The organism is Xenorhabdus vietnamensis, from assembly GCF_002127535.1.
GTDB classification, from domain to species: Bacteria; Pseudomonadota; Gammaproteobacteria; order Enterobacterales; family Enterobacteriaceae; genus Xenorhabdus; species Xenorhabdus vietnamensis.
In genome coordinates, this window is sequence record NZ_MUBJ01000014.1 from 1 (window position 1) to 24926 (window position 24926).

A 24926-nucleotide genomic window follows, 5' to 3' on the forward strand; every position below is an offset into this window, starting at 1 on the left:
GATCAGATTCAAGACGGCATCCATCAGACTGCTCTTACCTGCGGCGCTGCTGCTCTGGATCAGGACGGCTAAGGGTTTGGGTAACTTTCGGCTCACTGCCGCCAGATAGCCCGCTAACAGATTGGTTGATTCACCGACCACGCCACAGGCGGCTAAATCAGCGGTGATACGCCCGACCAGCGCCGGATCTTGCAACAAAGCCAGTGCCGCCTCCCGTTCAGCCTCGTTCAGCTCAGGCGCTGCTGCTGCCGGGTTCGCCGCCTGCTGTAGCCACTGTTCGGCAGCCAGCAACACCTGCCCCAGCGAACGCCTCAGTGCCCCGTCTGCCAGACCCAGTTCGGTGGCCGCCAGCCTGGCATAACTGTTCCGGCTGCGGGCACTCATCAGATCAACCCCATCCGCGAACAGCACCCCGCTTTGCCTGTCCAGCACCTGCGCATTGAGTTTCATGGCGGCGGCACCGGCTTTGATTGCGCCCATTCCCCGCAGACACCATTGCAGTGTGCCGACCGATATCAGCAGCTCGCCATTCTCGCCGGGTTCACAGACAACCCCCGGTGTGGTGTTGGGGGCGGGTTCAGCCACTAAAGCAGAAGTAGGTTCGGGAACCGTGACGGGATCAGCCGTCTGATGCTCAACCGCAACGATGCCAGCCACATCCTGCATGGGTACGGCGCTTTCAAGCAGCAGGGCAAAGGCACTTTCCGGCTCGGCGACCTGACACAGATAACCGTTGGCATCCATCTCCGACGGGAACACCACGCGCAATGGCGTGATCCCTTTGGCGGCCAGTGCTACGGCCAGTTTCACCGCGGCTTCATTGCCTGCGCTGTCATTGTCGAAGGCGATCAGCACCTGCTTAATCCCGTACTGTGCAAAGGCCTGCCAGTGATCGGCTGTAACCCCGTTCACACCGTAAGCCGCTGTGACATGGCGGTGCCCGGCCACCCAGAACGACAGCGCATCGATCAGCGATTCACACAGGATCAGGCTTTTTGAGGCCATCAGGGCGGCTTCATTCCAGACGCCGTGGTGCGCCCCCGGCAGGTAAATATGTTTGGGCGTCCCGGCCCGCAGGCGATCAATGATTTTGCGGCCATACATTTCCTGTACTTCGCCATTAAGACCGATCACCGGAATGACCAGTGAGCCGCTGAAGTGTTCATGCCCGCTCTCACGCAACAACCCGGCCGTCTGAAGCTGCGCGCGGATCTCCGCCCCGACTTTCAGTTGTCGGGCGGGCAAGCGATACCCCAGCGTGCGGTTGGCAAAGCCCAGCTTAAACTGTGCCACTAACTCAGGGTGATTCAGCCGCCGTTTAGTCAGATAGGCCTGTGCTTCCGGGGCATTCAGCAGTGTATGGTGATAAAACTCCGCCACCCGTAACCGCAGCGCCTGTTGCCCGACCGCATCCCGCAGCAGCTCTGACGATACAACCAGCGGCTCGACCGCCGGATTGCTGCCGAGCATGGCGCGTAACCGTTCGCAGGCATGACGCAGGCTCAGATTCTCCGTTTTCATGACCCAGTCCAGCACTGATCCGCCCGCATCGCAACCAAAGCAGTGATAGAGATTTTTCGACGGCGTGATCACCATCGAGGGCGTTTTCTCCTGATGGAACGGGCACAGCACGATCCTGTCTTTACCACGTGGGATCAACTTCCGCCCCTGCTGCTCAATGATAGCCACTAAAGGGACGGCGGATTTCAGGTGCTGCAACTCTGCTTCGGGAATGCGAGCCATGTCTTAATCCTTTAAAATGCGTCAAGGTCATTATTGACCTATATAATACAGGTCAATATAATACTTTCAAGCCCAACATTAAAAAAGGACACTTATCATGATGAACAAACACATTAACTGGCTTTGTTCATTTATGACTGATTTTGGTAAACGCCTTGCCACGCTGCGCAAGGCCAGACAGCTTACACAGATAGAACTGGCTAATTTGCTGGATATCCAGCCCCGGATGGTAGGACGCTGGGAGCAGGGGCAGGTTAAGCCCCAGTTTGATTACATCATTAAACTGGCGCAGTTACTGGAAGTCAGTATTGACCATTTACTGCTGGGTGAAGAAGGGGCAACCGCTCCCGTTTTTGAGATTAAAAACAAGCGGCTAAAAGAGTTATGTAAGCAGGTTGACGGGTTAAAAGCAGAAGATCAGGATGTGATTTGCCGCATTCTGGACATGGCAATCACCCAAGAGAAGATTAAACAGGCAATCAATATCACACGCTGAGATTTAACGCATTCTGACCGTGTTGGAGCACGACCAGAATGCTCACCACAAGCAACTAATAAGGAGTTGAATGATGGCTAAGGCGCATTCTAAGCAAAACCGGGCGGTAAATAAAGCCGCCAAAACCGAACGTTATTACACCGTGGGATACGTGCCGCAAAATGGCAGGCCGAACCCCCGACCCGCGATAAATTTAACGGGCAGATGGCTTAAACAGGCGGGCTTTGAGATTGGTGACACACTCACCGTCAAGATTATGGAGGGCTGTCTGGTGCTCATTCCTGACAACGACGAGACCCGCACCATTAAGCAACAATACGAACGCCAGCAAAATCAGCTTAGCGAGATTAAACTCAGGATGCGGGAACTAATTGGGGATTATAAGGTGGAATATTGAGTTACTTCTTGATACATATTCATCCACTAAAATTCATTTGATATAAACTATTCAGCCAAGATAGATTTAATTCATTATCTTGGCTGATGTCTAGATATTTATATTCCTAAATTATAAATATTATCGGCTTCCTTATCCCCATCTTCCTCCATATCGACGCTACCTAAAGCCCCCAAGTCTAGGCTATAAATAACATCACTTTCCTTACCTTTTTCTACATAAATAAAATAACCAAGATCACCATCTTGACCAATTAAAAAATAATTCCTCTCAACATCCTGAATAGTATATGTTTTATTCCTTTCAAGGACATAATCGAAATTATAAACATAGATATTCTCTTGTTCTTTCCCAGTTATCTCAATATAAGGCTTATCTTGAATTTCTTCGGACAAAAATTTCCTATAGTAATGGGGTAATTTAATATCCATTTCTTTTTCAATAAAATCTAATCTTTCTAAAACATCTTCTTTATTCATGGAATTTTCCTCTTGATAAACCTAAATATCAAAGAATGGATTGTTTTTATTAGCGCCCCTAAGCCCATCAAAATACTTATAAGCATCACCAAGAGACTTCCTTGCTTGAGCTTTCGGTACGCCAGCATCAATCATCTCTCTATAACTTATATTGAATTCTTCTTTTAGCGTTTTGTCCCATCCTCCGGATCCTGCTCGTCTTGTTCTTTGTGCCGCACTGATTTGAGCATGTGGCATTCCCGAAGATGAATGTAATAATGTGGCAGGCGCTGAATTCCTTTTATAACCTTTGATGCGTTTCTTAGCCCAATGATCCTGTATTGGATGGTGACTCTGTACAAGATCATCAGCTTTAGTATTACTGTGACCTGGTGCTCGATTTACGCCCGGAGACAAATTGCCATGTAAGTCTACATCCCCTGCTTTATATCCATTAGGGTTGTTACATGCTAATCCTAATGGATCTATCCAGCCAGTTGGATTTTGCACATAGGCATACAAGTTTTCTCCACCCATCAGCCCAATGGGATCAAGCGTCAGATAACAACTGGCTACCGGCGAGTAATACCGGAACCGATTATAGACCAGCCCGCTCTCCTCATCCAGCCATTGCCCGGCATATTTCAGCCCCGGATTCAGTTCGGCATTTTCGCCCTGTACCCCTAAACGCAAGCCATACAAACTCTGCGGCGGCTGGCGCCAGACCCGGTGCCCGCTTTCATCAAACAACGCCAGCGGCTCCCCGGTCGGGGCACACACCGCGTACTGGGTCTGAATGTTTCCGGCGATAAGCTCATGGCGGTTTTCCGGGTTCAGGGTAAAAAACTGCACCTGCTGGGCCAGCAACTGCCAGCCGTCGAACACCAGATGGCGGATGCTGTATAAGCGATTATGCCGGTACTCGCGGATCTCCGCTGGCACGTCCCCGTCCCACAGGTAGGTGGTGCGCTCACCTGACCGCTCACAGGCTTTTTCGGTACGCCGCCCGAAGGCATCGTAGCGATAGTCCCACTGCTGGCCGCCCGGCGTCTGTACCCCGGTAAGCTGGTTCTGGCTGTTCCACCTAAACTTGGTCAGCTGCGGGCGGTGCCCCTCCTGCCACAGCTGCATGGCGGTCATCCGCCCGGCATCATCATACTCAAACAGATGCTGACCCAGCTGGCGTAACCGGTGGCCTTTCTGGTAGAGCCGTTCCCCGTCTATCTCGTTGAGGCCATCAAAACGGCGGGAGGGGTAGCCACAGGCATCGTACTGATAATGCTCGCGCAGGCGTTCGCCGTCACTGACCGAAGTGACCTGCCCGTTGCCGTTGACCACATAACGCAGCCATTGCCGATCATCGTTTGCGGCCACCAGATTGAGCGCCGCGTCATAGCGATATTCCCGGTCTAAGCCTGCCAGTGTCGGCAGGGGAATATCAGCCACTTCATGGGCTTCAAAAAACTCAGTATTACACCCGGCACGTTGTGCAGTCAGCTGCCCCATTAAGGAATGCTCTTGCCGCAGGATAAAGCCTTTATCCGACTGGCGGTGCCATTCATGACCGTCTTCGTTCCGTTCAAGGTTAAGTGTATGCGCACCGTTGAGGTTTAACAGCCTCAGCTCGCCCACCTTATTGGCTTCGGTTTTTGCCTGCCAGCATTGACCCTCCGGTGTTTGCAGTGTTCTTTCCACGGTGGCGCTGTCCGGGTAATCCCGCTGGATGTCGCCGTGTGCCTGCGTTTCTTTCACAATGCGGTCTTTATCATCGTATTCAAAGGTCAGCGGTTCACTGTCTGGTGCGGTGACTGCCAGTAAACGGCTGAGGATATCGTAACCGTAGGTGGTCGTGCCTTCGGGGGTGTGCATGGCGGTCATGCGGCTGGCGGCATCGTACTCAAAACGCGTGATATTGTTCAGTGCATCCCGTTTTTCAGTGCAGTTGCCATTGCCATCATAGGCATAGTGCCACTGCGTGCCGGCATAGTCGGTTTCAGTGATCACCCGCCCGTCGGCATCCAGTGTGTAGCAGTAGCTTTCTCCCTGCGGGTTAATGACTTCCAACAGTTGCAGGCTGTTAAGATCATAACGGTACTGCCAGCGGTGGCCTTCCCCGTCGATACGTCCTACTGGCAGGTCAAACGGGCCGTATTCGATATGCCATTGCACGCCACGCGCATCCGTCCACCCGGTCAGGTTGCCGTGGCGGTCATGGCGAAAACGTTCCAGACTGTTGTTCGGGCGATCGCTTAAAGCCAGCCGATGATGGCGATCGTATTCCCACAGCCACAGCGCGCCGCCCCCCGAGACCAGCCGCTGCAAGCGGTCATGGCTGTCGTAGCCCAGCCGCAGGCTGCGGTGCTCTTCATCAAACAGTTTGGTCAGCCGCTTCTGGGGATCATATTCCCACGACCGCTTGTGCCCCTCCGTGTCCTCTGCCACAATCACCAGCCCGAATTCATTGCGCGTCAGCGTGGTTTTACTGCCATCCGGTGCAATAAAGCATTCCGCATGACCGTGATTGTCATATTGCTGCCACCAGACTCGGCCCAGCGGATCGGTCATGCTGATAAGCCGATCTAAATCATCGTAGTGATACTGCCATGTCGCGCCGGTCGCATCGGTAAAGGCGGTCACCAGCCCGGTATCCGCCAGATAATCTAATGTCAGGGTTTGCCCTTCCGGTAAAATCTGGTGGCGCAGATTACCCCATTCATCATAGTCATAACGCGTGACATGACCGCACGGGGTTTCGACCTGGGTTACCTGTTGTTGGTCATTGTAATACCAGCTTGTGGTGTGCCCTTCGGGCGTCATTGAACGGGTGATGCCCGGTTGATAGGTGAGTTGCACCGGGTAGAACCCGCCACTGCCGACGCTGTGGATACAACGGCCTTGTGCATCATAGGCATAATCGACGGCAGTCTGGTCGCCATCCGACCAGCGGCTAATCAGCCCCTGTGCGTTATAGTCATAGAACAGGTGAAATTGCTGGGCACTGTCCGCTTCGGACAGCCAGCCATTGTCATGATAGGCATAGCGTGCCATCACGTCATTCAGCCCATTGTCAGTGCGGCGGATCGCTTCCAGCAGGCCATCTTCCCGGTAGGACAACACCAGTTCCGGGCCATCGCTGTGGGTGACTTTTTTCAGTTGATGTGTGCCGTTATAGTGAAAACGCACGGCATTGCCATTGCGGTCACGGTGTTCAGTCAGCCGCCATGTTTGCCCGCTGGCGGGGGTGCCTTTTTCAGTGAGTATTTGCAACGAAAAATACTTGCGAACCGGGTTATTGCGCTCGGTCAGGACAAACCCGGACTTTTCCCGGCTTAGCCTAAAATCGGGATGCTCCGGGTTGATGCTATGGTCAACGCCCGGTGGCAGGGCAAAATGCAGGGAAGCCCCTTCGGTGGTCAGGATTTCTATCCGGTCTCCCGTCACCAGGACGCATTCCGAGAAATTATCGAACCAGTTCTCGCCCAGACATCCCCGCAGCCCCGGCGACCAGCTACGGGTAAAAAGCAGCGGTATCGTCTGCCCCAGGTCAATATCAGTACGTTGGTCAAACAGCGCCCCGGTGGTGACGTCAATCGGATCACCGGTAAAGAATTTTTTCGTACTGGCCCAGTAACGTTTTGCGCCTTTGGTTTCTTTAAAAGCGGCTTTGGCGCACTTGAGTGTTTTGCCCCGGACAATCTCCCCGACTTTTTTCGCGCCCTTAAATGCTCCCCTTACAACAGCTTTCTGTCCTGCTTTGGTAAAGAGCTTTCCTATACCTTTTGCCAGCCCACGCGAGGGGGGAACAATAAATTCCACGGCGATCAATAACGCCCGTTGCCAGCCGGAAAATTCTTCCTCGATTTCCAGATACGTGCCCTGACCGGAGCCGATAAAGACCTTGCTCGCCCCGCTCTTGATCGTCGAGCCGCACACCAGCTTGTCATCCTTCCGCGCGGCGGGTTCGCCATTGATAAACACCGATTCACTGCCCTGTGCGATCAGCGGTGGCGGGTGCTTGCTGCATGTGGCTAAATCCACGGTCGCCCGGGCCGCCGGCTTGCCCTCAATCAGGACATTCGGTGAACCTTTGCTTATCGCGCCATCCGGAGGCCCGATGCTGTCCACCATATTGGCCACCGCCGAACTGACATCGCTGATAAACCCGCCCAGTGCGATAGTACCCGCTGTACCCAATGCCAGTACCGCCGCCGTGGCTAACCCCCCCGTCCCCACTATCAGTGCTGAGGCCGCCGCAAAGACGGCGGCACCGATCAATGCGCCGACAACAACGCCGGCCAGTGCACCCAAGAAACTCGAATGCTGGATAATATCGCCCTCACGCGCCGCTGCCGGGCCGCGGGGCTGTGAGGGGGGCATGGCTCTGCCCACCGCATGGGTTGCTCCCACACGGGCAATCCGCGTTACGATTTCGTCACCCAGTCCCATGATGACCTCCTGTCACACGGCCTGAAAACTGGTGATCACCGCCAGTAACGCGTTGCGTTGCCCTTCTTCAAAGGGTTGCGGTGACGTCAGATTAAAGGCCAGTAACTGGCTGCCCCGGATTTGCAATACCACCGTCTGGTGCATTTCCCCTTCCGGGCTTTGCCAGTGGTAATCCAGCCGCCATGCGCCTTCGCCACTGAGTGTCATGTGTAAGCGTTGATGCTCTTTATAACCCGGCAGGTGGGTCGCAAATTGGGTCAGGGTTTGTTCATAATAGGCCGCCGGGTCTGTGCCTTGTGGCACAGGTGTCCGGTTAATCACCAGATTGACCCCACTGTCATCCGGCAGGACAAAAACCTGCATGGTTTCATCGCGCCAGTGGGCAGGGAGAGTCAGGGTGCCTTCATTCATCTGGTAAGGTTGTGCGTTCATCGTGTTTCCTTTTTCACTTTTTTAACAGGGTTAACGGGATCAGTTCAGGGTGATCACTTTCTGGCCGTTGATAATCACCGTTTCGCCCGTAATGTGGATGTTGCCATCCTTATCGATAGAAATACTGCCTTTGGTATTGCCGATATAAATACCGTCTTCGACGGACTGAATGGTGATGGCGCCCTTCACGCTGAGCACACTGGTTTTCTCCACCGTCACCTGCCGTGTCCCGATACTGCTGACCTCCGTGCCTATGACTTCTTTGTGGCGATCTTTACGCACCGTAATGGCTTGATTGTTGCCAACACTTTCTGTGTGGTCATGCACCACCCGGGTCGACCGGTCATTGAGGACTTCCGTACTCATGTCCTTCTGCGCATGCATCGCCAGCTTTTCACTGCCTTTCGCATCCTCAAACAGCAGTTCGTTATACCCCTCTCCCTTGTGGGTCTTGGAGCGGAAGGCCATCTGGGTTTTGCTGCCCGGCAGCCCGCCCGGCGGGATGTTGCTGGCGTGATAGGTGCGGCCGGTGACGATGGGCTGGTCCGGGTCGCCGTGCAGGAAGTCCACCACCACTTCCTGGCCGATACGCGGGATGGCAAGCATGCCCCAGCCCTGGCCGGCCCACGGCTGGGTCACCCGTATCCAGCAGGAGCTGTGGTCATCGCTGCGCCCGTAACGATCCCACGGGAACTGGAGGCGAATGCGGCCGTACTGGTCACAGAAGATTTCTTCCCCCGCCGGTCCCACGACTTTGGCGATTTGCGGGCCGTCAATGGTGGGTTTCGGCAGCGGGGTCGGACGCCAGCTCTGGTTATGGCGGATAAAGCTGAAATGACTGTGCAGCGTGGTGCCGCTGTCGCCGGACGCGGTTTCCCGTGCCTGCGGCTGGCTGCCGGTGTGGCTCGCGCTCACCACCTGCCACGGCTGGTTCAGGTCGGGGCGCGGGTGGTTGGTCAGGGTGAACAATCGACCCGGTTGCACCGCGATGGCATGGCCGCTGCCCTGTCCCATCACCGCGTCGTTGCGCAGGGCTTCAAGGCGGTAACGGGTAAAGGCTTCCCCGTGGGCCTCGTCTTTAAAGCGTCCCGGATAGTCGTAGTGCTCGTAGTACATCTCCTGCAGGGTTTCTTCCTTCATCTGCGCGCGGAATTCTGCCGCCCAGGCCGGGTTTTTGAAGGTGTAATCCTTCAGCTCTACCTGTGCCGGACGCACCTGTGCGCTGCATGTCAGGCTGCCCACCGAAGGCTCACCCAGTGTACTGGCTTCCCCCGGCTGATACGGGACAACAATGCCCGGCGGAACGGAGCCGGCATCATCGGCAAACACCAGCGTGTTACGCCCGCTGCCGCATTCAAAGAAGTAGAAGATGCCCTCTTCGGCTGTCAGCCGTTGCAGAAACACAAAGTCGCTTTCCTGATACTGGACGCAGAATTCCCGTTCAGGATGCGGATGGCGCAGGCTGAACACCACGTCACGGATGCCGTGCTCTTTCAGGATGGTGGTGACAATCGTGGCAATGTCCTGCTGCTGGAAGATGCGTGAGTTCTGGCGTAAGGTCGTGCGCCACAGGTCAGGGCAGATAGTCATCTGGTAAGTGGTCTGGTGCAACCCGGTGTTACCCTGCTCGAAACGAGCTACCATACCCGTGATGCTGCGCTGCTCAACCCCTTCCTGCAGGATGGTCAGGGTGGCGGTGCGGTCCAGTACCGCCGGAAAATCGATGGCCGGGTCGGCACTGGCCAGCCCCACATTCAGGTGGAACGGCTGGGAAAAGCCTTCTGTCAGGGCGAAGTCGGTGACGACAAAGGTCTGCGGCGGCAAACCGCCTGCTGTCAGGGTAAATTGCAACCCGCTCGGTGCACCGCCCCCGCCACCCAGCATTTCTCCGGCTTTTTGCAGCGCTTTGGTCGCAGCATGCTGACCACTGGCCGCGCGTTCAGCCAGTCCCTGCCCGACAAAAGAGTTCTGGCCGGAAGCCATCGGGGCTTTGGTGCCCTCCACGCCACCGCCAAAGCCCCCGCCCGGCACTATCCCCGGCGTTCTTGTCAAACCGCCGCCCACGCTTTTCCCCAAGCCCCCCAACCCACTCGCCGCCTGCTGGGCCATTTGGGCGGCCTGCTGTCCCTGCTGAATCAGGGCCTGCCCTTTCTTAAGTTTCGCAATGCTCTTTTTCATTGACATGGTCTGTCTCCCTGATTAATACCCACCGTCAGTAGTGACGGCTTGTTCATGGTGTTTGGTCGGGCGTTCGGCCCCGTTTTTGCCCGGATTTTCTGTCGCCTGTCGCAGCCGGTCATAACGGCCAAGCAGGGCGTTAAAACGTTCATCAATATTTTTCAGTAATACCGGCGGCACGGTGTCCCCTTTTGCCGTATAGACGCTCAACTGACGCAGCAGTTCTTCCAGCGGAACTTCACTGCCGTGGTTGCGCTGAATGTCATAGATGGCCGTTTTCAGATAAGACAGTGTGAAGCTGCCACGGGTACGCTCCTGCAACAGAATTTTGTCCGCCAGTTGCTGAAGCTGGTCACGGGTCGCATTCCAGCTGCCTTTCAGGGGCACGCTGTCAATTCGGGCAGTCATCGCCTGCTCCCACTGACGGGTGATATTCCGCTGGTCCGGTGACGTGGGCCAACGTTGCTCCGCCGTTTCGGTCACCGTGCGGGCGTTTTCCCACGTCACCAGTGGCGAGTTCTCCGCCAACCGATCCAACTGGTTCTGATAACGTTCCAGTTCGGGCTGGTACAGCCACGCCAGCCGGGCACCCGCCGGTTGGTCGGTAATGGTATTGAGTTGTTGTTGCAACGGCTTGTAGAACAACAACCAGCTCCCCACCAACACCAACCCGCCCAACAAGGCACCAAGGCCAAAGCCCTGCCACGCATTTAATCCCTTCGGCGGTTGTTCGGGAAACTGTACCCTTACCCTCTGTTGGTTATTATCGGCCGTTGGCTGAGGATCATGACGCGGTGGTGGTGGCGGAGGTGGCATATCCGGCTCCGTCTCTGACTGGGAGAGATAAACCAGCGGCGGCATCTGCACCGGCTGCGATGCCGGTTTGGCGGCCTGCCGCGGCTTTTCCAGTTTTTTCGCTGCGTTCTGGAAAAACCACAGCAAATTTTCCACTCGCGGCAGGCGTTTCAGGTCTGATTGCTGCAACCGGTCGATAATCAGCTGGAGTGCCCGTTCAGCGCGGTAAATCATCCGTAAGTCACTGGCAGAAAAATCCTGTTGACGCAACGCACTGCCTGTACGGGAATGGAACCACTCCAGCAGGTCAGTACGCACTTGCGGTTGTGGCGGCCACAGGGCGTCCCATTCACTGACAATAACCCCCGCCAGCAGTTCACAGCCCTCGGTGAACCCTGCCAGTCCGTTCAGTTGCATTCGTGCCAGTGTGTAGTAAATCGCCGTCTGTAAATCGACGCCGTTGGTTTTAAATATCGTCAGGGACAGGGATTCCACCAACGGCCAGTTCACTTCCGGTTGTGCAGGGTGGCTGGTTTTGTTGATTTCATCGCGGATAACGGCAAATTCCGGCAGGTTCAGCGGACTGCCGCCCGCCCGGATGATGAGATTTTCAGGGTGTCCGCTCATATCTGGCTTTTCTCCTTAAAAAAACCCCCGCCCGAAGGCAGGGGGTGGTTAATTGAGGTACTTTCCTTTAATAGAAGGTCTTCATATTAATAAAGGGTGTCTGGCAGTTTGAACTGACTGAACAGCCCGCCCGCAAATGGGTTGTCCGATTCGTCCATATAGATGCGGTAGGTCACATCACCGCCATCAACACTGAAACGCACGTCAAAGAAGCCCGGCTGGACGTTGGTCAACTTGCCGCTGTTAATCAGCCGCAGCTGTGCCCATGGGCCGCTAAAGCTGATGGAGCGCGGTGCCTGATTGCTTTTCGCCGGCATCAGGGTCAGCTTGCTTTCTGTGCCTGTACGCATTGAGTTTGGCCAGATCAGACGTGCCACGTTGCTGCGCCCGTGGGAGTAATCCACCAGCTGACCATCAAGGTTCAGCAAGGCACGGCGTTTGTTGCCGGTCAGGCTCACCGGTTCAACGGCAAACTGGGCACCGAGGCCATTTTGTGGTGTAAAGAAGGTGGTACGAATGCGGTTTGCCATTTCCAGCTGTTTCATCACGTCCGGACGGATCAGCATCTTGCCGTCAGTGCCTATGGTCAGGTTATTTTCCACAAACGGTTTCAGGCTCTGCTTATAGAAGGCATCCAGTGTCCCGTCCGGCCGGAAGAAACGATCAAACTCGCTCAATGGCACTTCTTCGCGGGCATTGGGGTTGAATGGATAGCGGCCCGCCAGATAGGTCTGGTACTGTTTGACTACAGTGTCTTGCCATTCCACTTCCAGCGAACGCACGGCTTCCATCATCACTACACGCCATGCCTGCTCAGCCAGGTCACCAATCCAACGGTTCAGCGGTTCCGGCAGGTTCTTCGCCATTTGCTGCACTTCAAAAATGGCGTCACTGTTATTCTTGTCCAGACGCATCTGTACCGCTTGCAGTGCGGCCTTACCCGGCACCGGCGAGTTCTGGATCGCCAGCAGGTAACGGTGCAACGCCATCAGTTTCTGGTAGACACTTTGCAGCGTGCTGCCTTTGTCACCGTGCTCAATCAGTACGCCGGTTTCCGCGGCAAAGCCATGGCTGATGCTATTCAACAGTTTGTAGTCTTCTTTCTTCAACAACACCTGTTTTTCTTTGTCGCTCAGCGAGCTGCTTACCGCCGGCGGATTGGTGTTATCGTTCAGGATTTGCAACGCTCGCTTAATAGGCTGCTCACCACTGATCACCTGTTCGATGGCACTGATAGCCTGCGGCAGATCATCAAAGTCACGTACTTCGAGGTTGTTCATCGCCGCCCGCCAGGTTGCGGTGTACTCTGCCTGATACAGCTCGGTGATTTCATCCTTGATCATATCCTGATCTGCCTGACTATAATCGTCGTGGCTCTTGTTCTTGTCGTTATTCTGTGATGCTCCCGCCTCGTTGTACTTCTCTTTATTACTCTGTTCTATATTCAGCACCCAACTATCCATTGCGGTTAGTTCCACCAGCTGCTCGCCTTGCTGGACAAAATAATCCATCAAGCCGTTACGGGTCAGAAACTGCGGAACAACCAGCCGTTTTTCGTTGCTGGCAACAAACACGCTGTCAAAGCTCGGGCCAATCTGATCGCGCAGGTTGATCGGCGCGGCCAACGCATCCTGTGCCTTGATACGCAGGTTCTGGTACACCCGCTGCTTGACGGAAAGTGTTTTCAGCTCCTGCTGGGCTTGATGGATAGGTTTGACAAACGGCGCGAAGCGATCAATAGCATCCTGTTCGCCTTTATCACGTTTTTCTTTCCAATCGGTACGATCCAAGGCGTAATCCAGATGAGTCAGTAACGCATCCTGCACATCTCGCTGGCCCAGGAATTCCTTGCTCCAACGCTCACGCATATACTGGGCTACCAGTCCGTTGTTACGCTTACTCTGATCTTCCATCATGCGCATCACACGCAGGATCTCGAGTTTTTCCTCACTGCCTGCTGGTGCCTGATTCAGATCATCCAGCAGTCCCAGCATCAGGGATGGCAGGAAACGTTGCTCCAGCAGTTTCAGATAGGTATTTGCCACATACGGGCCGACTTGATCGCCTTGGTACAGCGCCATGTCGGTCAGGAAAGATTTATGCTCACGATAGTTACCGTAAGCCAATGTTGCGTCACGGATCGGGTTCATCAGCGGCAGTTGGAGATTGCCATAGTGGTCATCCCCTTTCGGTGGTGGAACAGACAGGAAATTTTTCACCTGTGCCAATACTTCCTCACCCGCCCGATAATTTTTCTGGTAGAAGTAATGCCAGCCACCCCACATTGCTACGATGACCAACGCACTGACTGTAGAGAAGGTATACAACTGGCGACGGTTGCGGCTCAGCCAGATCCGGTTTTCAGCCGCCAGATTCGGTTCTGCCAGCAAGACATTTTCAAACAGGGACTGGGTGAAGTACGGCAGCGTGTCGCCCGCCGGCCAGGTTGGGAACGCTTGGGAGCCCAAGTGATACTGAGCCGAGGCAGATTGGGTGAACAAGTCATCCATCTGCCCCACCTGATGTGCCGAAGTCAGATAAACGCCACGCAGGGTTGAACGTTGATGTTCGTCGTTATACAGAATATCTTCCAGCATCTGGACAATGTAGCTGTACAAGCCCTGAACCTGACGGGTGAAACTGAACAGGGCACTGCGCTGGTTAGCATCCACATTGTTCAGCATCATGTCCGGCATCGCCGTATTCAGGTTGTTCATCCACTGTTTCCAGAACTGCTCCAGTTCACTATGCCACGCTTTCTCATCGCGGTTATTGAGGCTGAATGTCACCCCCAAAATCTGGTCGCGCAGTTTGCGATCCAGTGACTGGTACATTGCCTCAAAGCCGTGCAGCAGGTCGATTTTGGTCATTACCAGATAGAGCGGCAACTGGCTGTGGAAGGTCAGACGAATATCTTGCAGACGCTGGTGGATCTCCCTCACATAACGTTCGCGCTGTTCGCGGTTATCGGTCAGCAGGCGCAGGGTATCCACGGTCAGAATAATCCCGTTGAGTGGCTGGCGCTGGCGGTTTTCAGTCAACCAGTTCAGTAACGATTCCCACAGACGGCTGTTGATTTGTGGTTTGTCGCTGTTAAGCGGGATTGGCTGGTCAATCAACTGACCTTTCGGATCAATGATGACTGCTTTTTCCCCCAACCAGCAACGCAACATCAGGGGTAATTCTCCGTCCTGACGCAAATATTCCGGTGCCGCGATTTCGGACAGCTTATAGCCTTCCTTGATCAGTGAGGTTTTACCGCTTTTCTGGCTACCGATGACCATGTACCACGGGCGTTCATACAGGTAATTATAGGTGTCCAGATGGCGTTGCAACTGGGATTTCCAGTGGTCAAGGTAGCGATCTTGATGTTCAATATCTACCCGTACCGGATCAACCACTTTCAGTTCAACATCAAGGTTAAGTTTTTCCAGTGTCCGCAAGCGACGCCACGCTTTCATGCCGATCCAGAACAACACCATCATGATGATGATGGCGGTTGCCAACCAGCGTGCCGCGAGGCTTTCCAGCGGATAGTCGTTGCGGAGTTTCCATTCTGGGCCCCACCACCAGATCGCAATCAGGAGCAAGCAGGGGATAAGCGCCAGAATCAGCGTCATCAATGCCTTGAGCCGTGGCAGGGACTTAAACTTCGCCAGCGCCGGCAAGGCTGATTTCAATGGTGCCAAAGATGACAAAGAGGGCCATTTCATGGGTTAACGCTCCTGTTTGAAGCCGTATCCTTAGAAGGAGAAGGGAGTTTTTCAGCTAATTTTTCAGCCAATGCAGCCAACAGGCTCGGCTCCCATTGAGTAAGTTGCATGTGTTGCCCCGTGTGTAACAAATTCCGGTAATGCTGTTGAGCCAGTGCTGTCATGCCAGCTTCTGCAAGCAATTGGGCATTGAGCAGTTGGCCATAGAATTGATCCCGTGGCTCAGTTAACTGTTGCTGATGCTCTTCCAGCATTTTCAGGGCTGCTTCTAATCCCTGTTGCTGGAAGCATTGCCAGATAACCTCCTGATCAGCAGAAACGGAGCCATTGCCCGTTGCTACTGGTTCAGGTGCAAGCCAGTCGAGGGTTTCAGAAGAAATAAACGGGCTCATGTCAGAAAAACTTAGGGTTTTCAGTACGGGCAATCGCTCCAGAAACGCACTCAGCTCGTCGCGAATGGCCAACGAGACGTTTACGTAACCCAATTGCAATGCAGCTTGTGCGGCAATGGCATGACCATCCAGCCAATAAGGGGCAAGCGTCAGGCTTTGCTCGATTTGTTGGAGCAATTTGTTGTCTGCCATCGGCAATCTTGCCAAATAGTCAGCGGTGCGATCTGCGGAAGTCGGTGCCAACGGGGTTTTTCCTGTTGCATTCGCCATCGGTGCCGTGGTGATGGTGTGCCATACCGCGTGGCGACGCAGAGAATAACCCACTGACGATTCAGGATGCCGCTCACACAGCAAATCTGCGACGGTTATCAGGGTCTGCTTCCATGCTTTTTCACTCGAGCTGTTGACGTCTACTTCTGGCATTGGTGCAGATTCATAGCTCTGGGGCGCTTGTGCCAGAGATTCAGCTGTGGATGTTGATACCTTGACTGGAGCCGGTTTTGTCTCCAGAGGTACAGCTTCTGACTGACGGTTATAACGAATGCGCAGTTGGTCAACTTCTTTGGCGAGATCAGCTTCATTGGTATGCCAGCATTGAGCAAGATGTGCGAATGCCCCTTGTGCATCATCCCGTTCACTTTTGCTCGCCTGCTCAATAAAACTGCCCTGGGCTGAGTCAAAACGCTTGAGCACTTGCTGTGCCAACCGGCGTTTTAACTGTGGCTTGGTTGGCCAAGCCTTCTCCCAGTAGTTTTTGACATACTCGGTCAGCAATTCCAGTGCAAGGATCAATTCAGCAGAGTTGCCGGCATGTTGCAGGGTACGCAGCAAATGAACCACCAGCCGGAAGTCCTTGCTCTTTTCGCTTAGCAGTTGCAAGGCCTGACGCTGGATCTCTTCAACATCCAGCGAGCCATGTGACAGTGAGCCAAATTTGATCATCTCGCCGTCAATGTATTCCCATGCAGGTTCGCTGTCTCCCAGTCCCTTGCCAATCTGTTCGTCGGACAGGGGGGCCAGTAGGGAGCCGAACCAGTCGAATTGTGTTCTGATGTCCATGTCGATTACCAACGGCAGGCAGCGCGTAATGGCTTCGCGGCCTGCTCCAACTGAGAAATGTTAAAGGTTATCTGGCTACCATTGCTGCCCGTAATGCTCATCCGGTCGCTGTCCATCAGGCGCTTGATTTCCTCAATACCCGGCAAACCACGGCTGGATTCCCATAAATAACCATGTTCCCGCACAAACCATTCCGTACGGTATTCGGTTTTATCGGTTGTTACGGTAACAGCCCCTGATTCCACAGGCTTAGGCAGCGCCACCTGCAAACGGGTGATACTGTCAATGCAACTCAGCATTAATACAGGGCGTGGAGGCAGTACCCCTACTGCGGGCGTAGTCAGGATGATCGGTGCCGCACCGTTTTCCCCCTGCGTCATAATGAAGCTGGTGGAGTAATCGGTGCGTTTCATCTCCTGCTCCATCGCTTTCCGCCATGAAGGCCCCATATTTTCGATAGGAATTTGTACAGTTTTGAACTTGAGGTTATTCAACGCCCTGTCATAACATGCCAGCCGGATAAGAGGAGACGGCTCAAAGCGGCATTTATGCAATTCATCTAAATTTTGCTCTTCCTTTACTACCGCGATTGCTTCCGTTGATTTTACCGCTTCCGTTGATTTTGCCACTTCCGCAAACTTCGGGTTCCCTGTCAATGAAGCGAGCAATGAGCTGATAATTAAAACAATATTCATAATCTACACCCGTATTTAGCCAGTTTGTAAACCAACGTCCTCTGGGGAATTCCCAAACTTTGCGCGATCAGTCTGGTATCATTGCCAAACTGACGCTGACGTTGAACCAACACGGCGCTTTCAAATTCTTCTATGGCCTTTGGCAGATTATCGATATGACTGTAATCCACGGAGATACTGCTGACCGCCGCCGGGTTTTTAGATTCACTCAGGGAAGCAAGCAGTTCATCCAATTGTTTTTCTTTTTGGCGTTGAACCTGAAATACCTGGCGGATTTGGCGTAATTGTCCGCGTAGTTGTTCAAGTTCCTGCAATTTTTTCAGGCGATGCTGCATAACATGGCAATAAATGCCGAACATGTTTTCATTGTTGGTGAAAGAGAGGACATTTTCGGCAAAGATGGCGATCACACCGCAAGCCTGCCCATTGCAGTCAAACAGAGGCGTGCCATATAACCCACAGTTATGCGGCAGCTCTGCAATAAACGTGCGGAAATGGGGGTCGTCAATGCGTGCCCCGTGATTAAGGGAATCCCAAACAATTGGGGTTCCCTTGCGCAATACCTGTATCAGCGGGTTATTGACGTCATCAATGTCCACTTGCAACCGGCGCGAATTGGTTTGCTGAGGCTCCGGCAAGTTGTAGCATTCCAACCTGTTTTCATTGATGTTAAGCAGGAAAACTAACAGGGCATCAAAACGCGAGCTATGGCTGACCTGTAAAAAATGGTCAACCAGTTGCCCTATAGTGTCATCTTCCAATAACGCTAACGCGCTTTTCAGCCGCTGTTTCATTATTCTGCCTCCTCAACCTCTGCATGGAATTCATGTTCAGCCACAGTTAAGCGAATAGCCTTGATTGGTGTACCCGCAGCCATTTTCTGCAACAACAGTAATGAAACCGGTGGTAACAGTGCACCATCAATGATGGACTCCAACATACGGGCACCATTTTCCGCGCGGGTAGCGCGTTGCAGGATTTCTTCTGATACTTCATCGCTGATGGTGACTTCTGCGTTGAAACGCTGAGTCAGCAGGGTATCCAGTCGAGCCAGTTTGCCCTGAATGATGGTTTTCAGCGTTTCATGGCCCAGCGGCAGGTAAGGGATCACTTCCATACGCGCCAATAGTGCCGGCTTGAAGAATGCCGCCAGTTCCGGATACAGCAGGTCGTTGATCTGCCCTGGCTGCTCGGCATTGTCTACGATGGTTTGGTAGCCCAAGTTTGAAGTCAGGAAGAACACGACGTTTTTACAGTCGATGATGCGCCCTTCTCCATCCGCCAGCTCCCCTTTGTCGAAAGCCTGATAGAACAGGTTCAGTACGTCAGGGTGTGCTTTTTCCACTTCATCCAACAAAACGACAGAGTACGGCTTCTGACGAATGGCTTCGGTCAGCACACCACCCTCGCCGTATCCCACATAGCCCGGAGGTGAGCCAATCAGTCGGGAAACAGTGTGTTTCTCCTGAAACTCGGACATATTGATGGTGGTAAGGTATTGGCGGCCGCCAAACATGAGTTCCGCAATTTGCAGGACAGTTTCGGTTTTACCGACGCCACTTGGCCCTACCAACAGGAATGCACCAAGAGGACGTCCCGGACGACGCAAATCGGCACGAGCGGTCAGTAAGTGTTTGTGCAAGCACTGGATCGCCATTTCCTGCCCTTTGATGCTTTGTCCCAAGTGGATAGGCAGTTCAGTGACGATGGACAGTTCACTTTGTGATAAGCGGTTCAATGGCACGCCAGTCCACTCGGCAATTACCGCTGCAATCTGGGTTTTGTCCACGTGTGGGGAAACCAGTGTTTGCTTCTGCTGTAACCCTGCCAACTGTGCATTGAGAACCGCCAGTTTTTCGATCAAAGATTGCTCTTCATTAACCGCAGACTCAGCTTGCTCATGCTCAATGGTTTCATTTTCTTCTGCATTTTCAGCCGTCTGTTCAGGCTTTTCTTCCACGAGCTCTTCAACCACTTTTTCAGTAGTTTCGGATTCTGTTTCAACTGGCACATCATCAGCCAGCAACTGGCTGCGCAGTTCGATAATTTGTTTCACCAACTCCTGCTGTTGTTGCCAGCTACTTTCCAACACGGTGAGCTGTGCCTGAACCTCTGTCTGCTGGTTCTGCAATTCTTCCAATCGCTCAGCATGAACGTTCAGCCCCATGCGTTGCTCTCTTTCCAGCACGTCGATTTCCATTTGCATCTGGTGCAATTCGGTTGTCAATGAAGAGATCTGACGCGGTGGTGAAGTCAGATTAATGGCAACACGAGCGCAAGCGGTATCCAGTACATCAATCGCTTTATCCGGCAGTTGACGGCCAGAAAGATAACGGTCACTCAATACCGCCGAGGCTTTCAGTGCTTCATCATCAATCAGTACGCCATGTGCCTGCTCGTAAATGGCCCGCAAGCCGCGCATGATAACTGTCGCTTCATCTGCTGTCGGCTCAGAGACTTTCACCAGTTGGAAACGGCGGGACAGCGCTGCGTCTTTTTCGAAATACTTTTTGTACTCGCTCCATGTAGTGGCTGCGATGGTTTTCAGTTCGCCACGAGCCAGAGCGGGTTTTAGCAGGTTGGAGATATCCAGGCCACCTGCCTGATTGCCTGCACCGATCAGGGTATGGGCTTCATCAATGAACAGGATGATTGGTTTCGGGGATTGGCTGATTTCAGCCATGATGCCTTTGAAGCGCTTTTCAAATTCACCTTTTACCGCTGCCCCTGCCTGCAATGCTCCCAGATCCAGAGTCATCAGTTCGCTGTTGCGCAATTTATCCGGTACGCGATCGTTAATAATGCGCAAGGCCAGACCTTCAATCAGGGCACTTTTACCCACCCCCGCTTCACCGACGACGATGGGGTTGTTTTTGCGGCGACGGCAAAGAATGTCGATCATCAGATCGATTTCATTATCACGACACAAAACCGGATCAAGCTTGCCCTGACGTGCCTGCTCAGTCATGTTCTGGGTAAAGCGTGCCAACAGGCTATCGCTGTTTGCTGGATGTACGCCCTGCCCATCCTTATCGCTGACAGCAAAAGGATGCTCTGCCGAGCCATTTGTCCATTCAGCAAAGTTTTGGCGCAATAACTCGCGGTTGATACCCGCCAGCAGGCGCGCGGTTTGTGGTGCCAGATAACGCAGAGGGCTGAACAGCAATGTAATCAGCATAACGCCACTGCGCAGTTCACCGTGCTGCATCTCTGTGGAAGCCAGCAGCCAGCTATCCTGTAACCATTCCACCAGCATTGGGGAAAAATTTGGATAAGTCTGCACAATAGATTGGTGGTGCGTCATTACCTGATCGAGTTGTTCTTTCAGCAGATCTTTATCAATGTCCACTTTATTTAGGATCAAGCGCACATCACTGAGTGGCGTATCGATCATTTGCAGCAGCAGTTGCGCAACTGTGATTTCTGGTTGTTGCTGACTGACACAAGATGCCGCCGCCGCTTCCAGTGCATGGCGGGTCATCGGGTTTAAACGATTTACAAGGGTGGGCAGATCAATCTGGATCATGGCGACTTCCTATCTCAATAAGTTACTTAGCTGCTTTAATATGTCTTGGGTCTGATCGCCGAGGCGAATGGCATAAAAGCCGTAAATAGCCACAAGCAAGCCCACGCCGATACAGAACAGGTGCTTGATAGTCCATCGTCTGCTCAGGCGATAACGCGCATCACTCTCGTTGACGTTGACATACAGCGTGGTCGGCGGCGCATCTCCGCGCAGTGAGTGAAGCTGTTGTTGCAGGCGACGGAACAAGCGCTCAAAGTCATCACTTTTCTGGGCACTGACTTTGTAGCGTCCGCGATACCCCAGACAGAGGCAGAGATAAATAAATTCCAACAGATGCTGGTAACGCTGAGCCTCACCCATCAAACGTTCGAGCAATACGAAGACCTTCTCACCTCCCCAGGTTTCATTGTGGAAGTGAACCAACAGTGATTGCTTCAACCAGCCATTCTGACTGTTCCAGCCGTGCCCCAACGCAGTTTCATCAATGAAGGTGCACAGTACGTAACGGAATGAAACAATCGCGCCCGGCTCATAACCTTTGGTTTGCAGGAACTGCTCAATGGCTCGGATATCAGTAACAACCTGTTGGTAAAGCTTGTCCGGAAGTGCCTGATCATTCATGTCCTGTAAACGCAAAACCATCCCCAGCAAGGGGGTGGCGGCATCGATCATTGGGTTGAGACTTTCACCACGCAACGGTAGCTGGTACTGACGCTGAAATGCTTTCAACGTTTCAGACTTTTCCAGCGACAGACTGTCAACATTGATATCACTCATGATTATTCCTTACCGCCCCTGATAGCCCAGAGCTGCATATCTAAGTCAGGGAAATCCCCTGATACGTGGAACGCGATGGAATTTCCCTGCTGGATCTCTTTCCATGCCGGACTCTTCTGATCCAGACGGAAGTAGGTATATCCAGAGTGGTACGGCAACTGGCGGGGTGCCGCTGACAATGCAATCAGTGGTACGCCCGGCAACTGAACGCTGACCAGATCGCGGATTTTTTCCATCGAGGTAACTTTGGTTTGCTGGACGAACTGACGACGCAGTTGTTCCTGCGGTGTGCTGGCGCTGATTGCCAATACGAATTCTGCTTTGCGCAACAGATCGTTGTCATGGAGCGTTGCCACACGAATACCACCTTCGTTCTGTTTCAGTGCAATCGAAGTTGCACGCGGAGTCAGAACGACGTTCAACGCATCACGAATTGCGTGCATCGCATCTTGGAAGGTGTCTGTCAGGTTATTGTGGTCATACGCCAAGACATTCCCTGGCAGGCGGCTTGCATCGGTGAATGTTCTCAATTCGCCACAAGTCTGGAGTAGCTCGGTATATAAATACAGTGGGTGCAGAACGGTTTGTTTTGCATAATGGTTGAACAACGGCTGAACGCGGTTGAGCAATTGCAGCATCATAAATTCTGCGACATCCGCCACCCCTTGCTGACCCGGTGAACCAATGCGCTTAGCCAGTGTTCTTGAACGCTCAGTCAGCAGGCCATCAATTTCCACCATGAAACGCTTGAGTTTGTCGGCCACAAAGATCGACAAACACGTCGGGATAAATTCGTTATCCAGAATAATGGTGCCATCTTTTTGCTTTTCTTTGATGCGGCACAACGGAATGGCGGTGTAAGCACTCATGTCCTCAGAGCCTTGCATCAGAACTGGCGTCAGTTGGGCAAGGTTGAGGGCAAAGGCATCACCACCTTTGGTATGGAGGTCACGGACATCAGTAGGAAGTTCCCGATAACGCACCGCACTTTGAGTTTCTGCATCCCGATCAGCAATTTCCCGAATGGTATCGCTGGACATTGGCAACGCCAGATAAATATCCTTGCTTTTCAGGTCATTGATATTTTCGATATCCAACGGTTTTGGCAGCAAATCTTGGCTGGGCGCAGAAAAAATAGTGCCATCAGGCATAATTCCGCTGGCTTCGGTAATCCCGATACGCCCCAGTTTGAGCAAATCATCATTGATGCTCAGGGAGCTGAAACCATGAGCATAAGGTGTCAATACTGAAACAAGGCTGTGTGCCAGATAATCAATGTGTTTTTGTTGTTGCTGAAAATGTTGTGGTTTGATGAATAACCCTTCGTGCCAAATCACCCGATTTTTACCTGGCATGATTACTCCTCCTCTTTTCTAAGTTCGACGTCGTTGTTTCTGACATGCACCAAGATGTGGTAATGGCGGCCGATGTCTTTTACTCGGATGATCTTTTTCCATTCAGATTGATTTGCATCTGCATAGTGAACGATGACACCGATGTAACGGTTTTTCTTTTCCAATGTGATTGCTTCCAGAGGCTTGTATTGCCCCGGCAACAGGGTGTAATCCTGATGATCGATGTAGTTTTTCCCCAGTGCCTTTTCGAGTTTGTCGCTTTCAAGCTGGTCATAGTCGGCAGCCAGAAAACGTGAATCTTCACTGAGATAAACCAAATTCATTTCAACAGGGGCCGCTTCACCACTTTCATTGGGGTTGATGTCGGACTCGGCCAGCAATGTAATGTTGGCAACAGAAGCCTGCTCATCAGGTTTACCTACCGGTGTGGAAGGATCCCAGACAACCTGGCCTACTTTTTTTGTTGCGTTCCATGCACTGCTACAGCCGTTCAGCAACATCACTGACAGCAATAAAATCCCTACAGCCCATATATGGCGACTAGCGGAATGTATCATTGCTGGATTCCTCCAAGCCCTGACGCAATGCGCGGTCATAAGCCTGCTCATATACCTCGCGGAATAATTTTTCGAATCCTTGCTGGCGGCTGGACGCTAATTCACGGTAATAGTTGGTGTACATTTCCCAGGCCCAGGATGCATCTTTATTTCTGGCTTCGTTGCTACGACGATAATGTGAGAAACGACGAAGCAATTGCTCTGGTGAAAAAGCTTCCAGCATGGTGTCCAGCGCAGCAGAAATGGCTACTCGGTTAGCCTGATAGTGCAATTGCAGATTTTGCAGGCTTTCCGCTACCGCTGCCGGAGCAGAGAGGTGTACCGGGCTTTTCTGATCAGAGAACATCACCTGCATGGTCGTGTCATAATCCATGTTCAGGCGCAGCGGGTTATCTTCGATAGGACGGAGTTGTTTATCACGCAATCCATGTTGTTCGCGCTGAAGAGCCAATAGCCCTTCAATGGCGGCTTTCATGGTCTTGCCCATCTCTTGCAGAAAATCATTCGCCTGCTGGCTATCGTGCAGAGGCAAGCGAGCTTCCAACCCACGCATGAGAGGAGTAATGGCGACATGGTCAACATCCATATTCTCGTACTGCCTATCGGAATCGATATCCGGTAAATCAAGGAACTCCTGATCCATAACACTGCCTCGGTTATCAGAAATAGGGTTAGCAAATGGGGGTGATTGGTAATGATCCGGTGGCAAAAGTTGTTCCGTATCATCAGCCTCAACCTGAGGTTTCAATGTAGTCAGACTCTCGCTATCAAGTACCCGCAGCGGATCATCACTGAAACGGTGCATAACCGTCGGAGCAATGCTTTCATCGTGGGCAAACACAGATTTTTGTGCGGGTACGCCTTCCATCATGGCATCCAACGGATTGCTGTAGCTGGAAACCAGTGATTCCGGAGACACCGTTGAAGGATCTACGCGATCTGTCTCAGATAAACTGATGTGGATCTTGATCGACAAATTGCCTACCTTGATTTGATCGCCTTGTTGCAAAAGGATCAAACTCGACTCAGGCGTCAAGGTTGCATTGTTGACCTGTACGGGTTCAGCAAGTACTTGCAGGCAAAATGCGCCATCCTGCCACCTAATGGCGAATTGTGATGGATGGACATTGCCCTGTTGATCCTGCACAGACCAAAGATGGCTTTCACTGCTACCGACCGTACCGCCCTGTGACGAGAACTGGCAATTAGCGGCTTTACCACTTTCCAGCTGTTCACTATTGAGAACCCGCAATGAAAGGATTGGTTGATGTTTTTCCATA

Annotated in this window: 17 protein-coding genes; 2 read left to right on the top strand and 15 right to left on the bottom strand. The window is 52.8% G+C overall.

Annotated elements, in window-relative coordinates:
• A partial coding sequence (locus Xvie_RS12840; protein ID WP_139838857.1) for a CHC2 zinc finger domain-containing protein occupies positions 1 to 1743 on the bottom strand: 1743 nt, incomplete at its 3' end.
• A 97-nt stretch (positions 1744 to 1840) separates the two neighbouring features.
• Here Xvie_RS12840 and Xvie_RS12845 point away from each other — a divergent pair.
• Both Xvie_RS12845 and Xvie_RS12850 read left to right on the top strand, forming a co-directional pair.
• A complete protein-coding gene (locus Xvie_RS12845; protein ID WP_086109708.1) occupies positions 1841 to 2239 on the top strand; it encodes a helix-turn-helix domain-containing protein in 399 nt (132 codons plus the stop codon).
• Between the two features lie 73 nt (positions 2240 to 2312).
• Positions 2313 to 2636, top strand: coding sequence for a SymE family type I addiction module toxin (locus Xvie_RS12850; protein ID WP_086109709.1), 324 nt, complete (start codon positions 2313 to 2315; stop codon positions 2634 to 2636).
• 98 nt (positions 2637 to 2734) lie between these two features.
• Here the strand turns inward: Xvie_RS12850 and Xvie_RS12855 are convergent, their stop codons facing one another.
• From Xvie_RS12855 to tagH, 14 genes are all read right to left on the bottom strand, one after another.
• Complete coding sequence (locus Xvie_RS12855; RefSeq protein WP_086109710.1) at positions 2735 to 3115, bottom strand: SMI1/KNR4 family protein; 381 nt, start codon at positions 3113 to 3115, stop codon at positions 2735 to 2737.
• A gap of 21 nt (positions 3116 to 3136) precedes the next feature.
• Positions 3137 to 7540, bottom strand: a complete 4404-nt coding sequence (locus Xvie_RS12860) for an RHS repeat-associated core domain-containing protein (RefSeq protein WP_086109711.1) — start codon at positions 7538 to 7540, stop codon at positions 3137 to 3139.
• A gap of 12 nt (positions 7541 to 7552) precedes the next feature.
• On the bottom strand, positions 7553 to 7972 hold the full coding sequence (locus Xvie_RS12865) for a DUF1795 domain-containing protein (RefSeq protein WP_086109712.1): 420 nt from the start codon (positions 7970 to 7972) through the stop codon (positions 7553 to 7555).
• Positions 7973 to 8011: 39 nt separating this feature from the next.
• Complete coding sequence (locus tag Xvie_RS12870; protein ID WP_244175638.1) at positions 8012 to 9856, bottom strand: type VI secretion system Vgr family protein; 1845 nt, start codon at positions 9854 to 9856, stop codon at positions 8012 to 8014.
• A gap of 315 nt (positions 9857 to 10171) precedes the next feature.
• On the bottom strand, positions 10172 to 11572 hold the full coding sequence (locus tag Xvie_RS12875) for a VasL domain-containing protein (protein ID WP_086109714.1): 1401 nt from the start codon (positions 11570 to 11572) through the stop codon (positions 10172 to 10174).
• An 86-nt stretch (positions 11573 to 11658) separates the two neighbouring features.
• Positions 11659 to 15285: a type VI secretion system membrane subunit TssM gene (gene tssM, locus Xvie_RS12880; protein WP_086109715.1), complete on the bottom strand. Its 3627-nt coding sequence runs from the start codon at positions 15283 to 15285 to the stop codon at positions 11659 to 11661.
• On the bottom strand, positions 15282 to 16736 hold the full coding sequence (gene tssA, locus Xvie_RS12885; RefSeq protein WP_086109716.1) for a type VI secretion system protein TssA: 1455 nt from the start codon (positions 16734 to 16736) through the stop codon (positions 15282 to 15284). The genes tssM and tssA overlap by 4 nt, the downstream gene beginning before the upstream one ends.
• Before the next feature lie 5 nt (positions 16737 to 16741).
• Complete coding sequence (vasI, locus tag Xvie_RS12890; RefSeq protein ID WP_086109717.1) at positions 16742 to 17431, bottom strand: type VI secretion system-associated protein VasI; 690 nt, start codon at positions 17429 to 17431, stop codon at positions 16742 to 16744.
• Positions 17428 to 18225, bottom strand: a complete 798-nt coding sequence (locus Xvie_RS12895) for a Fis family transcriptional regulator (RefSeq protein ID WP_086109718.1) — start codon at positions 18223 to 18225, stop codon at positions 17428 to 17430. Before Xvie_RS12895 ends, vasI begins: the two co-directional genes overlap by 4 nt.
• A complete protein-coding gene (gene tssH / locus Xvie_RS12900; protein ID WP_086109719.1) occupies positions 18225 to 20957 on the bottom strand; it encodes a type VI secretion system ATPase TssH in 2733 nt (910 codons plus the stop codon). Before tssH ends, Xvie_RS12895 begins: the two co-directional genes overlap by 1 nt.
• A 9-nt stretch (positions 20958 to 20966) precedes the next feature.
• Positions 20967 to 21734: a type IVB secretion system protein IcmH/DotU gene (icmH, locus tag Xvie_RS12905; protein WP_086109720.1), complete on the bottom strand. Its 768-nt coding sequence runs from the start codon at positions 21732 to 21734 to the stop codon at positions 20967 to 20969.
• Between the two features lie 2 nt (positions 21735 to 21736).
• Positions 21737 to 23089: a type VI secretion system baseplate subunit TssK gene (tssK, locus tag Xvie_RS12910; RefSeq protein ID WP_086109721.1), complete on the bottom strand. Its 1353-nt coding sequence runs from the start codon at positions 23087 to 23089 to the stop codon at positions 21737 to 21739.
• Positions 23090 to 23091: 2 nt separating this feature from the next.
• Positions 23092 to 23646 (bottom strand): type VI secretion system lipoprotein TssJ, encoded by a 555-nt coding sequence (gene tssJ / locus Xvie_RS12915; RefSeq protein ID WP_086109722.1) that lies wholly within the window; start codon positions 23644 to 23646, stop codon positions 23092 to 23094.
• Positions 23630 to 24925 (bottom strand): type VI secretion system-associated FHA domain protein TagH, encoded by a 1296-nt coding sequence (tagH, locus tag Xvie_RS12920; protein ID WP_086109723.1) that lies wholly within the window; start codon positions 24923 to 24925, stop codon positions 23630 to 23632. The genes tssJ and tagH overlap by 17 nt, the downstream gene beginning before the upstream one ends.
• Position 24926: the final 1 nt, after the last annotated feature.